This is a genomic window from Streptomyces sp. JNUCC 63 (assembly GCF_054366325.1).
Window position 1 is genome coordinate 632,831 of record NZ_CM135963.1, and the last position, 13,797, is coordinate 646,627.

A 13,797-nucleotide genomic window follows, 5' to 3' on the forward strand; every position below is an offset into this window, starting at 1 on the left:
ACGGTCGGGCGCGCCCGGTGACCTCCGCCCCCACGAATCAGAGGGTGTCCTCGCCGCCCAGCACCACGGCGCTGACCAGGGGGGCCGCGGGGCCGCCGGTGAGCAGCGAGACGCGGGCCCCGGGGACCTGGTTGGAGGAGGTGCCGCGCAGTTGCCGGACGGCCTCGGCGGCCAGACCGATGCCGTGCACGAACCCGCCCGCGATGTTGCCGCCGGCGGTGTTGACCGGGAGGCGGCCGCCGGGGGCGGTGAGGTTCTCGACGGTGAGCAGCTCCCCGATGCTCTCCCTGGTCACCAGTCCCAGGTCGAGCATGACGGCGACGGCGGGGCCGGTGAAGTTCTCGTAGATCTGGGCGACGTCGACCTGTTCGGGGCGGATGCCCGCGTCCGCCCAGAGCTCGTCGGCCAGCGGGGCGAGGCCGGCCGAGGAGTAGTCACGGTCGTTCTCGTGCAGCTCGCCCCAGTCCTCCCCCGCGCCCTGGGCCCCGGACAGGACGTAGGCGGGGGTCTGCCGCAGGTCCCGGGCGCGTTCGGCGGTGGTGAGCAGCACGGCCCCGGCGCCGTCGTTCTCCCGGGAGGAGTCGAACAGCCGCAGCGGCTCGGAGATCATGCGCGAGGACAGGTAGGTCTCGTCGGTCAGCCGTACGTCCCGTCCGGCGGCCAGCGGGTTGCGCCCGGCGTGGACGTAGCAGGCCTGGGCGAACGCCCGCAGCGCCTCGGCCGGGACGCCGTCGTGCTCGATCATGCGCTGGGTGCGCAGGGCGCAGACCTGGGCGGGCGAGACCAGTCCGTGCGCGCGGTAGTGCTCGTCGAAGAAGTAGCTGGAGACGGCGGCGGACAGTCGTCCGCTCTGCTGCTGGGCCAGGGCGCGGTAGACGATCACGTACCGGGCCTGTCCCATGGCCAGGGCGGTGGCGCCCTGGAGGAGCGCGGCGCCCAGGCCGCCGCCTCCGCCGCCGGCCACCTGGGAGGCCCAGCGCAGGCGGCGGGTGCCGAGTGCGGGGGCGAGCGCGGTGGCGTCGGCGTCGTGGCCGTAGGTGGAGAAGCCGTCGACGTCGGCCGGGTCCACGCCCGCGTCCTCGCAGGCCTCGACGATGGCCTGCAACCGCAGGCCGTCCTCGTCCAGCGGCGCCTTGCCGCGCTTGTGGTACGGGGTCTCCCCGATGCCGACCACGGCCGTCGCGCCGCGCAGTGGGAACGTCATGCCGAGAGCCTCCAGCGCAGGACGGGGGTGTCATGGGTGAGCGGGCCCGCGGGCTGGATCACGCCGTGCAGGGCGGCTCCGATCCGCAGGGTGCTCTCGTCGTCGACGAGCATGCCCAGCAGGCGTACCGAGGGGACCTCGTCGAGTCGGGCCAGGACCACGGTGTAGGGGACGTGGTCGGCGAGTTCGGGCAGGAAGGGGTGCCAGGTGCGGGTCCAGGAGAAGACGGTGGCGGTCGGGGCGACGACCGGCCAGTCGAACGCGGCGCCTCGGCAGCCGGGGCAGATGCGTTGCGGGGCCCAGACGTGGCGGCCGCAGTCCCGGCAGCGGGGGATGCGCAGTTCGCCCCGGCGCAGTCCGTCCCAGTAGGGGCGGTCGGGGCCGTCGGGGTCCGGGGTGATCGGTCCGGCGGTGGGTGCCTCGGAGAGTTTCACGGGTGTCGGCCTTCCTCCGTCGTGCGGTGGGGCGGGTCCTCTATGTCGGGCGGTCGCGCGGGGGCCGTCGGGCCCCCGCGGCCAGGCCGGGCGCGGTGCGGGTCTGAACCGGCGGGCCCGCGCCCACGGGGCGGCGCCGGTCCGGTCCGGGGTGGTCGTCGGCGGGTCCGGGGCCCGGGTGCGTGCGGGGGGTGCGTGCGGCACGGAGTCCGCGCGGGTCCGGCGGGCCCGGTGGTCCTCGGCGGCCCACTCCCCCACACCAACCTAAAGTCTTCTGGTTACCCACGACAAGCGCATGCACTGAACCGCGACATCAGCGCAACCCTTGCCTGTTGAACCTTATGCTATTAGGTTAATTCGACGGCCCTTCCTGCCGCCGTGCCGACGACCGCGGCAGCCTCGGCTGGCCGGGCCGATCTCATCGTGACGGGACAAGGAGCACCGATGACCAGCACAGTGATCGAGACGGAGGAGCCCCGTCCGGGCATCCTGCTCGTGCGGCTGAACCGGCCGGACAAACTCAACGCCATGACCTCCGAGCTCATCCAGGGGTTGCACGAGGTGCTCGACCGTGTCCGGGACGACTCGCGGGTGCGGGCCGTGGTGCTCACCGGGGCGGGCCGGGCATTCTGCGCCGGCTTCGACTTCCGCGGCTACGGCGACGCGCCCGGCGCGGTGCCGGACGAGGGACGCCCGCAGGCCGGTCTGCGGGTGCAGGAGCACATCGTCGACCTGGGCGAGGCCTTCCGCCGGGTGCGCGCGCCGATCATCGCCGCCGTCAACGGGGCCGCGGCCGGAGGCGGCATGGCCCTGTCCCTGTTCTGCGACATCCGGGTGATGGCCTCCTCGGCCGCCTTCCACGCCTCGTTCATCAAGCGCGGCCTGGGCGGCGGCGACATCGGGGTCAGCTGGCTGCTGCCGCGTCTGATCGGCTTCTCGCGCGCCTCCGAACTGCTACTCACCGGCGGCACCCTGGACGCCGCCGAGGCCGAGCGCATCGGCCTGGTGTCGACCGTGGTCCCGGACGAGGAACTGCTGGAGGCGGCGCTGGACCGGGCGTCGGCGATCGCCGAGAACAGCCCGTTCGGGGTGTGGATGACCAAGAGCGTGCTGTGGGCCAACCTGGAGAACTCGAGCTTCCGTTCGGCCGTCCAGCTGGAGAACCGCACCCAGATCCTGAGCACGATGACCGAGGACCACCAGGAGGCGGTCGAGGCGTTCCTGGAGAAGCGCCCGCCCGTCTACCGCAACCGCTGAGGCCCGCGTGGACGCACCCGACACGGAGCACGCCGGCCGCCCCCGGTCGCTCCCGCACACCGCGGAGGCACGCGCATGAAGGTCGGATTCCAGGCCGGCTACTGGGGTTCCGGCCCACCGGCGAAGGTCGAGCAGCGCCTGCACGAGGCCGAGGCGCTGGGCGTGGACAGCTTCTGGACCGCCGAGGCCTACGGCTCCGACGCCTTCACCCCCCTGGCCTGGTGGGGGGCGCGGACCTCGCGGATCCGGCTGGGCACCTCGGTGGCCCAGATCTCGGCCCGCACCCCGACCGCGACGGCGATGGCGGCACTGACCCTGGACCACCTCAGCGGGGGCCGGGTGATGCTCGGCCTGGGCGCCTCCGGACCCCAGGTCGTCGAGGGCTGGTACGGGCAGCCCTACCCGCGGCCGCTGGAGCGCACCCGGGAGTACGTGGAGATCCTGCGCAGCGTCTGGGAGCGCCGTGAGCCCGTGACCTACGAGGGCCGCCACTACCGGCTGCCGCATCCGGGCGGCACCGGGCTGGGCAAGCCGCTGCGGTCCACGGTCCACCCGCTGCGGCCCGACATCCCGGTGCTGCTGGGAGCGGAGGGTCCCAAGAACGTGGCGCTGGCGGCGGAGATCGCCGACGGCTGGATCCCGCTGTGGTTCTCGCCCCGGAGCGACGCGTTCTACCGGGACGCGTTGCACGAGGGGTTCACCCGCCCCGGTGCCCGGCGCGGACCGGAGGACTTCGAGGTCGCCGCGGTCTGCCCGATCGTCGAGCACGACGACGTCGAGGTCGCGGCGAGGAGGATCAAACCGATGATCGCGCTGTACGCGGGCGGGATGGGCGCCAAGGGCGCCAACTTCCACACCGAGGTCTTCGCCCGGATGGGCTGGGGCGAGGTGTGCGCGGAGATTCAGGACCTGTATCTGGCGGGACGCAAGGAGGCAGCGGTGGAGGCCGTACCGACGGCGATGGTGGAGGACGTGGCACTGGTGGGACCGGTCGACAAGATCTGCGAGGAGATCGCCCGCGCGTGGCGTCCCACCTGTGTCACCACAATGATCCTGGCCGGCTGGCCCCGGTCAGAGGCGCGCGGGCGCATCCTGGAGGCGGTGCGCGGATGAACCTCGACCCCCGTACCCCCGTCCTGGTCGGCACCGGGCAGCTCAACCAGCGGGACGACGCCCTCGAACCGGTCGACCTGCTGGCCGCGGCGGCCCGCGAGGCCGAGCGCGACTCGGGCGGCACCTCGCTGCTGAAGTCGCTGGACGCCGTCCGCCTGGTGCGCATGCTGTCCTGGCGCTACCGCGACCCCGGCGCCCTGCTCGCGGAGCGGGTCGGTGCCTCCCCCCGGGACACCGCGTACACCGCCGACGGCGGCAACAACCCGCAGGCGCTGCTGAACGGTGCCGCGTCGGACATCGCCGCCGGACGCGCCGACGTCGTGCTGATCGGCGGGGCGGAGACGTGGCGGACCCGGATGCGGCTGCGGGCCCGGGGCGAGCGCCCCGCCTGGACCGTGCAGGACGAGACGGTGCCGGCCGCACCGCTGCTGGGCGGCTCCGGTCCGCTGCTGGGCCAGGGCGAGAAGCGGATCGGGCTGGAGCCGCCGTCCTGGGTGTACCCGCTGTTCGAGCAGGCGCACCGGATCGACGCGGGCCGCACCGTCGAGGAGCAACTGCGGGTCGGCGCACGGCTGTGGGCGGACTTCAGCCGGGTGGCCGCGGACAACCCGCACGCCTGGATCCGGCGGGCGCACACGGCGGAGGAGATCCTGACGCCCTCGCCGGACAACCGCTGGATCGCCTGGCCCTACCCGAAGCTGATGAACTCCAACAACATGGTGGAGCAGGGGGCGGCGCTGCTGCTGTGCTCCGTGGAGGCCGCCCGCCGTCACGGGGTGCCGTCCGACCGCTGGATCTTCCCGCAGTCCGGCGCGGAGGCGAACGACACCCTCGAACTGGGCGCGCGCGGGGAGCTGCACCGCTCCCCGGCGATCCGGATCTCCGGGCGACGGGCGCTGGAACTGGCGGGCACGGACGCCGGCTCCGTGGATCTGGTCGACGTCTACTCGTGTTTCCCCTCCGCGGTGCAGATCGCGGCCCGGGAACTGGGGCTGGCGCTGGACGACGCCTCCCGTCCGCTGACCGTGACCGGGGGGCTGACCTTCGCGGGCGGCCCCTGGAACAACTACGTCAGCCACTCCATCGCCACCATGGCCGCCCGGCTGCGGGACGCGCCGGGGGCGGTGGGACTGGTGACCGCGAACGGCGGCTACCTGACCAAGCACGCGATGGGCGTGTACGGGACGCGGCCGCCGCAGGCCGGTTTCCGGGCGCAGAACGTGCAGGCGGAGGTGGACCGCGAGCCGCGCACCCGGGCGCTGGTGCAGTGGGAGGGCACCGGTGCGCTGGAGGCGTGGACGGTGCTCCACGACCGGGAGGGCCGCCCCGAGCGGGCGTTCCTGAGCGTGCGCACCCCGCAGGGCGGACGGACCCTGGCGGTGTGCCAGGAGGCGGACGACCTGGCCGAGATGACCGGACGGGAGCTGGCCGGCGTCCCGGTGCGGGTGGCCCTGGACGGCACCGCCCGGCTGGCGGACGCCGAGGACGCAGCCGGCCCCTGAGCCGGTCCGCGTGCAGGACGCCCCGGTCGGTTCCGCACCCCTCCAAGGCAAGAGGAGAGGGCGGAACCGACCGGGGCGTCGTCCGTTCCCGCGGTCGCGCGTGCGCGAGGGCCCGGTCGTACGTGTGCGACGACGTCACGCACCGGTGCGGAACCGACCCCGCACCGGGACGGGACGCGTCGTCGTCGCACGCCGTCGTCACGCACCGGTGCCCGCGCCGCCCGAGGGGCGTGGCGCGGGCACCGAGGGGTTCGGGCGGGTCACTTGCGGCCGATGAGGTCCCGACCGATGATCTGCTTCATGATCTCGTTGGTCCCACCGAAGATCTTCTGGATGCGGGAGTCCTGGAAGGCGCGCGCCACCGGGTACTCCAGCATGTAGCCGTAGCCGCCGTGCAGTTGCAGACAGCGGTCGACGACCCGGTTCTGCACCTCGGTGGCCCACCACTTGGCCTTGGCGGCGTCGACCACGGTGAGGTCGTCCTCGCCGTGGGCCAGGACGGCCCGGTCCACGAAGGCCCGGGTGACGTCGAGTTCGGTGCTCAGCTCGGCCAGTTCGAAGCGGGTGTTCTGGAAGTCCGCGATGGGCTGTCCGAAGGCGACGCGCTGCTGGGTGTATTCGATGGTGTCGGCGAGGACCGCGTCGGCGAGCGCGAGGGCGTGCGCGGCGATCGACAGGCGCTCCAGCGGCAGGTGCGAGACCAGCTGGCCGAAGCCGCCGCCGACGGTGCCCAGCACGTGGGAGTCCGGGACGAACACGTCGTCGAAGAACAGCTCGGCGGTGTCCTGTGCGTGCAGGCCGACCTTGGCGAGCTTGCGGCCGCGGGTGAAGCCGGGCATGTCGCGCTCGACCACCAGCAGGCTGAAGCCCTGCGAGCCGCCCTCCGGGTCGGTGCGCACCACGACGATGACCACGTCGGACTGGATGCCGTTGGTGATGAAGGTCTTGCTGCCGTTGACCAGCCAGCCGCCGTCCACGCGGGTGCCGGAGGTCTTGATGCCGCGCAGGTCGCTGCCGGTGCCCGGCTCGGTCATCGCGATGGCGCCGATGAGCTTGCCGGCGGCCATCCCGGGCAGCCAGCGCTTCTTCTGCTCCTCGGTGCCGAGCGAGGTGAGGTACGGGATGGCGATGTCGTCCTGGAGGGAGAAGCCGGACGCCAGCGAGGAGGCGAAGACCTTGGCCAGTTCCTCCTGGACGACGTTGCGGTAGCGGTAGTCGCTCAGGGCGGCCCCGCCGTGCTCCTCGGGTGCGGCGAGGCCGAGCAGGCCCTGTTCGCCCGCGGCGAGCCAGACGTCCCGGTCGATGAGACGCTGCTCGTCCCAGCGCTCCAGGTTCGGGGCGACCTCCCTTCGGACGAACTCGGCGACGACCTCGCGGAACTCCTCGTGGTCGGCGGTGTACAGACCTCGTCTCATCGTGGCTCCTCGGGGCGTGGTGCGGGTGCGTCCGGCGTCATGGGGTGATGCCCCAGTCGGTGAGTACGGCGTGGGTGTCGGCGCCGGGGGTGGGTGGGGTGGTGGGTGGGGTGGGGGTGGTGCGGGAGAAGCGGGGTGCGGGGGCGGCCTGGGGGATGCCGTCGGGGGTGATGTGGGTGGTGCGGGCGGTGAGGTGGGGGTGGGTGGTGGCTTCGGCGAAGGTCAGCACGGGGGTGACGCAGGCGTCGGTGTCGGCGAAGGCCTCGGCCCACTGGTCGCGAGTGCGGGTGGCGAAGACACGGGTGAACGTCTCGCGCAGTCGGGGCCAGCCCGCCCGGTCCTGGGGATCGGGCAGGTCGGCCGCCTCCAGGCTCAGCCCTTGCAGCAGATGGGCGTAGAACTGGGGTTCCAGGGCGCCGACGGCGACGTGCCGGCCGTCGGCGCAGGCGTAGGTGTCGTAGAAGGGGGCGCCGGAGTCGAGGAGGTTGTGGGCGGGGGTGTCGTCCCACACGCCGGTGCCGCGGAACGCCCAGACCATCTGGGCCAGCGAGGTGGTGCCGTCCACGATCGCGGCGTCCACGACCTGGCCGGTGCCCGAACGGTGCCGCTCGTGCAGGGCCGCCAGGATGCCCATCACCAGGTAGAGGGAACCGCCACCGAAGTCGCCCAACAGGTTGAGGGGGACGGTGGGGCGGGCGCCGGAGGTGCCGATGGCGTGCAGGACACCGGTCACCGACAGGTAGTTGATGTCGTGCCCGGCCCGCTGCGCCCACGGCCCGTCCTGCCCCCACCCGGTCATCCGGGCGTAGATCAGACCGGGATTGCGCTCCACGAACGCCTCCGGCCCGATCCCGAGACGCTCGGCCACCTGCGGACGGAAACACTCCACCAGCACGTCGGCCCGCTCCACCAGCGCCCGCACCACCTCCAGACCCGCCGGGTCCTTCAGGTCGGCCGCCACCGAACGCCTGCCCCGCAGCAGCCAGTCCGCCGCGCCCTCGGGCACCGTGCGCAGACCCCCGCTCGGGCGCTCCACCCGCACCACGTCCGCACCCAGGTCCGCGAGCAGCATCGCCGCGTGCGGACCCGGCCCGATACCCCCCAACTCCACCACCCGCAGGCCGTCCAAAGGTCCGGGCATCATGTCCTCCTCGAGCCCCGCGGCGTGCGGGGCGGGCTTGTCGACGTTACGTGCGGGGGGGCCGGTCAGCCGGCGGCGAGTGCGGCGACCCGCTCGACGAGCGCGATGCGCGCGGCCCGGTCGCCCGCGTCGGGGCCCACCGGCTGCAGGGACAGGGTGGTGACGCCGGCCGCGGCGTAGGCGGCGAGCCGCTCGGCGACCTCGTCCTCCGTGCCCACCAGGCACAGGGCGCGCACCAGTTCCTCGGGCAGCACCGCGGCTGCCTCCTCCTTGCGCCCGGCCAGGTAGAGGTCCTGGGTACGCCCGGCCTCCTCCTCGTAGCCGTAGCGGCAGGCCAGGTCGTTGTAGAAGTTCTTGCCCTTGGCACCCATCCCGCCGATGTAGAGGGCGAGTTGGGCGCGGACCGCGTGCAGCGCCTGTTCGGTGTCGGTGCCGACGGCGGCGGGGACGCCGATGCTGATCCCCAACTCGCCCAGTTCCGGGTCGCGTCGGGCCCGGCCCTCGTCCAGCGCGGGGCCGAAGACCTCGGCCGCCTTGCCGGGGTGGAAGAAGATCGGCTCCCACTCCTCGGCGATCTCGGCGGCCAGCGACACGTTCTTGGGGCCGATGGCGGCGAGCATCACCGGGATGCGGGCGCGCAGCGGGTGGTTGATCAGCTTGAGCGGCTTGCCGAGACCGGTGCCCTGCTCCGCGGGCAGCGGGATGCGGTAGTGCTTGCCCTCGTGGACGACGGCCTCGCGGCGCCAGACCTTGCGGCAGATCTCGACCAGTTCGCGGGTGCGGCCGAGCGGTGCCTGGTAGGGCAGGCCGTGGAAGCCCTCGATGACCTGCGGGCCGGAGGCGCCCAGGCCGAGGGTGAAGCGCCCGCCGGAGACGTAGTCGAGTCCGGCGGCCGTCATGGCCATCAGCGTGGGGGTGCGGGAGTAGATCGGCAGGATGCCGGAGGCGATCCGCAGCCGTTCGGTCTTGGCGGCGATGTAGCCGAGCTGGCTGACGGCGTCGAAGCTGTACGCCTCCGCGACGTAGACGACGTCCAGCCCCACGCGCTCCAGGTCGCGCAGTTCCTCGACGGCCTCGACGAAGCCGCCGCTGTAGTCCAGTTTCATGCCGATGCGCATGACGGGGTTCCCTTCCGTGGGGAGCCGGGTGGGTGCACCGGCGGTGCCGGGCGGGGACGGCGTCCACGGGTCCGCGACGCAGGTGCGGACCCGTGGACGCCAGGGGGACGGGAGGTCAGCGCGGACCCATCCGGATGGCGCCGTCCAGGCGGATGGTCTCGCCGTTGAGCATCGGGTTCTCCACGATGTGCGCGGCCAGCGCCGCGTACTCGACGGGGTTGCCGAGGCGGGCGGGGTGCGGGATCTGCGCGCCGAGCGAGGCCTTGGCGTCGTCGCTCAGTCCGGACAGGATCGGCGTCTCGAACAGGCCGGGAGCGATGGTGACCACGCGGATCTTCAGCGAGGCGAGGTCGCGGGCGACGGGCAGGGTGAGCCCGACGACGCCGCCCTTGGAGGCGGAGTAGGCGGCCTGGCCGATCTGGCCGTCGAAGGCGGCGACGGAGGCGGTGTTGACGATGACGCCGCGCTCGCCGTCGATCTCCTCGGCGCGGCTGATGCGCTCGGCGGCCAGGCGGATCACGTTGAACGTGCCGATCAGGTTGACCTGGAGGACCTTGGTGAAGTCGGCCAGCGGGAAGGCCCCCTGCTTGCCGACGGTCCTGATCGCGTTGCCGATGCCGGCGCAGTTGACGGCCACCCGCAGGGTGCCCAGTTCCTGGGCGACGTCCAGCGCGGCGGTGATGTCCTGCTCGCTGGTGACGTCGGCGGGGGCGAAGGCGACGCCGTCGCCGAGCCTTTCCGCGACTTCCTTGCCGGGCGAGGAGGGCAGGTCGACGATGACGACCTTGGCTCCGGAGGCGACCAGCTTCTCGACGGTGGCCAGGCCCAGGCCCGAGGCTCCGCCGGTGACCAGGGCGACGCTGCCGTTGATGTCCACGGCTGTTCCCTTCTTCTTACGAGGTGGGTGAAAGGGGGAGGGTCAGAGGCGCTCGATGACGGTGGCGTTGGCCATGCCGCCGCCCTCGCACATGGTCTGCAGGCCGTAGCGGCCGCCGGTGGCCTCGAGGTGGTTGAGCAGGGTGGTCAGCAGGCGGGTGCCGGAGCCGCCCAGCGGGTGGCCCAGGGCGATGGCGCCGCCGCGCGGGTTCAGGCGCTCGGGGTCGGCGCCCAGTTCCTGCTGCCAGACCATGGGGACCGGGGCGAACGCCTCGTTGACCTCGTAGGCGTCGATGTCGTCGATGCCGAGGCCGGCGCGGGCCAGGACCTTCTCGGTGGCGGGGATGACGCCGGTGAGCATGAGCAGCGGGTCGGAGCCGGTCACCGAGAAGGAGTGAAAGCGGGCCCGGGGACGCAGCCCCAGCGCCTCGGCCTTGGCCGCGCTCATGATCAGGGCGGCGGAGGCGCCGTCGGTCAGCGGGGAGGAGTTGCCCGGGGTGATGGACCAGTCGATCTCCGGGAAGCGCGCGCCCATGGCCTCGTCGCGGAACGAGGGCTTGAGGCCGCCCAGTCCCTCGACGGTGGTCGTGGCGCGCACGGTCTCGTCGGTGGTCAGGGTGCGCTCGGTGCCGTCGGCGTCGGTGACGGTGATCGGCAGGATCTCGCTGTCGAAGGCGCCGGAGGCGGCAGCGGCGGCGGCCCGGGCGTGCGAGCGGGCGGAGAAGGAGTCCAGGGCGTCGCGGTCCAGCTTCCAGCGGGCGGCGATGAGCTCCGCGGAGATGCCCTGGTTGACCAGGCCCTCGGGGTAGCGGGCGGCGACCGCGGGGCCGGCCGGGTCCTGGCCCTGCGAGCTGCTGAACATCGGCACCCGGCTCATCGACTCCACGCCGCAGGCGATGGCGATGTCGTAGGCGCCCGACATGACGCCCTGCGCGGCGAAGTGCGCGGCCTGCTGGCTGGAGCCGCACTGGCGGTCGATGGTGGTGCCGGGGACGGACTCGGGCAGGCCCGCGCCGAGGATCGCGTTGCGGGCGATGTTCATCGTCTGCTGGCCCGACTGGGAGACGCAGCCGGCGATGACGTCGTCGATCAGTGCGGGGTCGAGGTCGTTGCGCTCCACCAGGGCGCGCAGCACCCGGGAGAGGAGGTCGGCCGGGTGGATGCCCGACAGCTGCCCGCCGGGCTTGCCCTTGCCCGAGGGGGTACGGATCACATCCACGATCACGGCGTCGTTCATGGGACTTCCTTTTCCTGGGAGACGTGCGGACGGGGGTGGGGTGCGGACGCCCGCGGGGTCGCTGTGCGGGCGTCCGGGGTGGCCAAGGGCCGTAGGTCAGCGGCCGGTCCAGCGGGGTGCGCGCTTCTCGGCGAAGGCGCGCGGGCCTTCCTTGGCGTCCTCGCTGGCCATGAGGGCGCCCATCTCCTTGTTGTTGAGCGTCCACAGCTGCGGGTCCAGGTCCGAGCCGTAGGCGTGGCTCTCGCGCAGGAGCCGCTTGGTGCTCTGCACGGACAGGGGCGCGTTGGCGGCGATGGACTCGGCCAGTTCCAGCGCGCTCGCCAGCACGTGCTCGCCGGGCACGACGCGGTTGACCAGTCCCCATTCCAGGGCGGTCTGGGCGGTCATCGGCTCGCCGGTGTAGAGGAGTTCGGCGGCCACCTTGGCGGGGACCTGTCGGGGCATGCGGAACACGCCGCCGGCGGCCGCCATGAGGCCGCGCTTGACCTCCGGCAGGCCCAGGCGGGCCTCCTCAGCGGCGACCACAAGGTCGCAGGCGAGGACGATCTCGGTGCCGCCGCCGAGCGCGAATCCGTTGACGGCGGCGATCAGGGGCTTGTCGATGGGGTGCTGCACCAGTCCGGCGAAGCCCCACTCCTCGTGGCCCTCGGCCGACACCGGCCGTCCGGCGGCGAGTTCCTTCAGGTCGGCGCCCGCGCAGAACGCCCGGCCCGCGCCCGTGATCACGCCGACGCGCAGTTCGGGGTCGGCGGCGATCTCCTCCAGTGCCGCGCCGACGGCGGCGGAGAGGGCGGCGTTCACCGCGTTCATGGCCTGCGGCCGGTTCAGGGTGATGATGCCCACGTGGCCGCGCCGCTCCAGCGTCGCGGCCGCCGCGGCCGTCTCCTTCGAGTTGCTCATGGGTGTCCTGTCTCCTGTGGTGTACGGGTGGGGCCGGTCGGCTGTCGCCGGTGCGGCCCGTGCGCCGGGCTCAGGCGGTCGCGGCCTGCGCGGGTCGGTAGACCGACTTCAGGGAGTGGTAGGCGGCCAGCCCCTCCGGGCCCATCTCGCGTCCCAGACCGCTGGCCTTCACGCCGCCGAAGGGGGCCTGGAGGTCGACGCCGTACTGGTTGACGCCGATGGTGCCGGTGCGGATGCGGGCCGCGAGGTCCATGCCGTGGTCCAGGTCGGCCGTCCAGACCGTGCCGCCGAGTCCGTAGTCGGAGTCGTTGGCGAGGGCGACGGCGTGGTCCTCGTCCTCGTAGCGGATCACGCACAGCACGGGGCCGAAGATCTCCTCGCGCGCCACCCGCCAGTCGTTGTCCACGTCGGCCAGGACGGTGGGCCGTACGAACCAGCCGTCCGTCAGGCCGTCAACGGGTGCCGAGCCGCCGGTGGTGAGTCGGGCGCCCTCGCGCACGCCGAGGTCGACGTAGCCGCGCACGCGGTCCCGCTGGGCGGCGCTGACGAGCGGGCCGACCTCGGTCGCCCTGTCGAGCGGGTCGCCGACGCGCAGGGCGCGGACGGTGTCGGTGACCGCGTCGACGATCTCCTCGTAGCGGGCGGCGGGGGCCAGGATGCGGGTGCTGGCGTGGCAGGTCTGGCCGTTGTTGGTGAGGCTGACGTCCAGCAGTGCGGCGGTGAAGGCGGCCAGGTCGGCGTCCTCGGCGAGGATCGCGGCGGACTTGCCGCCCAGTTCGAGGGTGACCGGGCGCAGCAGTCGTCCGCACTGTTCGCCGATGGCGCGGCCCGCCGCCGTGGAACCGGTGAAGGCGATCTTGTCGACGCCCGGGTGGGAGACGAGCTGTTCCCCGGCCTCGCGGCCGCCCGGCAGCACGTTCAGGACGCCGGGCGGGAGTCCGGCCTCCTGTGCGGCGTCGGCGAAGTAGAAGGCGTCCAGCGCGGTCTCGGGGGCCGGCTTGAGGACCACCGTGCAGCCGGCCGCCAGCGCGGGTCCGATCTTCATGGCGGCCAGTGACTGCGGGTAGTTCCAGGGCGTGATGGCGCCGACGACGCCCACCGGCTCGCGGCGCACGACGGTCTCCCCGATGAGGCTCGGCCGCACGTCCGTCTCGGGCAGTTCGCGCAGCAGTCGCGCGTAGTAGGCGACGGTCATCGAGGCGCTGAACCCGTTGACCGGGATCGAGAGCGACAGGGGCATCCCGTTCTCGCGGCTGACCAGCGGGGCGATCTCGCGTCCGCGGGCCTTCAGCGCGGCGGCGAAGCGGTCCAGCAGGTCCGCCCGCTCCTGGGCGGGCATGCTCCCCCACGGGCCGGCGAGTGCGGTGCGGGCGGCCGCCACGGCGGCGTCCACGTCCGCGGCGGAGGCCATCGCGGTCCGGCCGAGCACCTTGCCGGTGGCGGCCTCGATGACGTCCTGGCCGCTCCCGTCGGCCGGCTCGGTCCACCGTCCGCCGATGAAGAGTTGCCGTCGGTCCAGTTCCATGGAGTTCCCTCGTTTCTTCCGCCTCGTTGGGTGGGCCGTTCCGCCGGGACGTGCCGGCTCCCTGACGGGCAGGGG

General features: G+C 73.2%; 12 protein-coding genes. 3 read left to right on the top strand and 9 right to left on the bottom strand.

The window, feature by feature from the left end; translation table 11 throughout:
- Nucleotides 1–37: 37 nt before the first annotated feature.
- Both ACX25U_RS02965 and ACX25U_RS02970 read right to left on the bottom strand, forming a co-directional pair.
- On the bottom strand, nucleotides 38–1,204 hold the full coding sequence (locus ACX25U_RS02965) for a thiolase C-terminal domain-containing protein (RefSeq protein ID WP_454388787.1): 1,167 nt from the start codon (nucleotides 1,202–1,204) through the stop codon (nucleotides 38–40).
- The gene (locus ACX25U_RS02970; protein WP_016828296.1) at nucleotides 1,201–1,638 is read right to left on the bottom strand and encodes a Zn-ribbon domain-containing OB-fold protein; all 438 of its coding nucleotides are present in this window, start codon (nucleotides 1,636–1,638) and stop codon (nucleotides 1,201–1,203) included. Before ACX25U_RS02970 ends, ACX25U_RS02965 begins: the two co-directional genes overlap by 4 nt.
- 444 nt (nucleotides 1,639–2,082) lie before the next feature.
- Between ACX25U_RS02970 and ACX25U_RS02975 the strand changes: the two genes are divergently transcribed.
- The 3 genes from ACX25U_RS02975 (at nucleotide 2,083) to ACX25U_RS02985 (ending at nucleotide 5,510) form a co-directional block, all read left to right on the top strand.
- Entirely contained in the window at nucleotides 2,083–2,895 is an 813-nt protein-coding gene (locus ACX25U_RS02975) for an enoyl-CoA hydratase/isomerase family protein (RefSeq protein WP_454388790.1), read from the top strand.
- Nucleotides 2,896–2,970: 75 nt separating this feature from the next.
- Nucleotides 2,971–4,008 (top strand): LLM class F420-dependent oxidoreductase, encoded by a 1,038-nt coding sequence (locus tag ACX25U_RS02980; RefSeq protein WP_454388792.1) that lies wholly within the window; start codon nucleotides 2,971–2,973, stop codon nucleotides 4,006–4,008.
- Nucleotides 4,005–5,510: an acetyl-CoA acetyltransferase gene (locus ACX25U_RS02985; protein WP_454388794.1), complete on the top strand. Its 1,506-nt coding sequence runs from the start codon at nucleotides 4,005–4,007 to the stop codon at nucleotides 5,508–5,510. Before ACX25U_RS02980 ends, ACX25U_RS02985 begins: the two co-directional genes overlap by 4 nt.
- Nucleotides 5,511–5,770: 260 nt before the next feature.
- Here ACX25U_RS02985 and ACX25U_RS02990 read toward each other — a convergent pair whose 3' ends face one another.
- The 7 genes from ACX25U_RS02990 to ACX25U_RS03020 all read right to left on the bottom strand — a co-directional run bounded on the left by ACX25U_RS02990 (nucleotide 5,771) and on the right by ACX25U_RS03020 (nucleotide 13,722).
- Complete coding sequence (locus ACX25U_RS02990) at nucleotides 5,771–6,925, bottom strand: acyl-CoA dehydrogenase family protein (RefSeq protein ID WP_202279027.1); 1,155 nt, start codon at nucleotides 6,923–6,925, stop codon at nucleotides 5,771–5,773.
- 37 nt (nucleotides 6,926–6,962) lie between these two features.
- Nucleotides 6,963–8,066 (bottom strand): CaiB/BaiF CoA transferase family protein, encoded by a 1,104-nt coding sequence (locus ACX25U_RS02995; RefSeq protein WP_454388796.1) that lies wholly within the window; start codon nucleotides 8,064–8,066, stop codon nucleotides 6,963–6,965.
- Nucleotides 8,067–8,131: 65 nt separating this feature from the next.
- Nucleotides 8,132–9,184: an LLM class F420-dependent oxidoreductase gene (locus ACX25U_RS03000; protein WP_016828290.1), complete on the bottom strand. Its 1,053-nt coding sequence runs from the start codon at nucleotides 9,182–9,184 to the stop codon at nucleotides 8,132–8,134.
- 115 nt (nucleotides 9,185–9,299) lie between these two features.
- Nucleotides 9,300–10,061 carry a 3-hydroxyacyl-CoA dehydrogenase gene (locus ACX25U_RS03005; protein ID WP_016828289.1) on the bottom strand — a complete coding sequence of 254 codons (762 nt, stop codon included), beginning with the start codon at nucleotides 10,059–10,061 and terminating at the stop codon, nucleotides 9,300–9,302.
- 42 nt (nucleotides 10,062–10,103) lie between these two features.
- Entirely contained in the window at nucleotides 10,104–11,297 is a 1,194-nt protein-coding gene (locus ACX25U_RS03010) for a thiolase family protein (protein ID WP_016828288.1), read from the bottom strand.
- Nucleotides 11,298–11,393: 96 nt separating this feature from the next.
- Entirely contained in the window at nucleotides 11,394–12,197 is an 804-nt protein-coding gene (locus tag ACX25U_RS03015; RefSeq protein WP_454388799.1) for a crotonase/enoyl-CoA hydratase family protein, read from the bottom strand.
- A 70-nt stretch (nucleotides 12,198–12,267) separates the two neighbouring features.
- Nucleotides 12,268–13,722 (bottom strand): aldehyde dehydrogenase, encoded by a 1,455-nt coding sequence (locus ACX25U_RS03020; RefSeq protein WP_454388801.1) that lies wholly within the window; start codon nucleotides 13,720–13,722, stop codon nucleotides 12,268–12,270.
- Nucleotides 13,723–13,797: the final 75 nt, after the last annotated feature.